1 protein-coding gene is annotated in these 631 nt (G+C 67.4%); it reads left to right on the plus strand.

The window, feature by feature from the left end; all coding sequences use genetic code 11:
* Nucleotides 1–501 (plus strand): gluconokinase (locus EN749_RS36855; protein ID WP_245491603.1); only part of this gene is annotated, 501 nt, incomplete at its 5' end.
* Nucleotides 502–631: the final 130 nt, after the last annotated feature.

A 631-nucleotide genomic window follows, 5' to 3' on the forward strand; every position in this document is an offset into this window, starting at 1 on the left:
CCTCCGGCCATCGTGGTGATGGGCGTCGCCGGCTGCGGCAAGTCGGCCGTCGGTATTGCGCTGGCGGCCGCGCTGGGTGTTACCTTCATCGAGGGCGACAGGCTGCACCCGCCGGAAAACGTCGCACGCATGGCAAGCGGCGAACCGCTTACCGATCAACTGCGCGAAGGCTGGCTCGACGCGATCGGCGAGCGCATCGCGGAGTCTGTGGGCAGCGGACAGGGCGTGGTTGCCGCCTGCTCGGCACTGAAGCGCAGCTACCGCGACCGGCTGAGCAGCTTCTGCCCGGAAATCGTCTTCCTCTATTTGAAGATCGACCCTGCCACGGCCAGGCAGCGTGTCGGCAGCCGCAAAGGCCATTTCATGCCGGCAAGCCTGGTCGACAGCCAGTTCGCCATCCTCGAGCCGCCGGTTGCGGAAGAGCGCGCCTTGACACTCGATGCCACACGCCCGGTCGGTGAGCTCGTCGCTGCCGCGGTCCGCCTGATACGCCGGTCATGAGCCTTCATCCATTCCGATGCCGGTGCTGTCCGGCGCCTCGGTCAGCCGCTGCCGGCGGGACCACGTCAGCATCTGCTCGGGGTAGAGCCTCAGCGCCTCCAGCAAGCGGTCGCGCTTGAGCAGGATGTAG

The sequence above is a fragment of the Mesorhizobium sp. M7A.F.Ca.ET.027.02.1.1 genome (assembly GCF_004022985.1).
Taxonomy (GTDB): Bacteria; Pseudomonadota; Alphaproteobacteria; order Rhizobiales; family Rhizobiaceae; genus Mesorhizobium.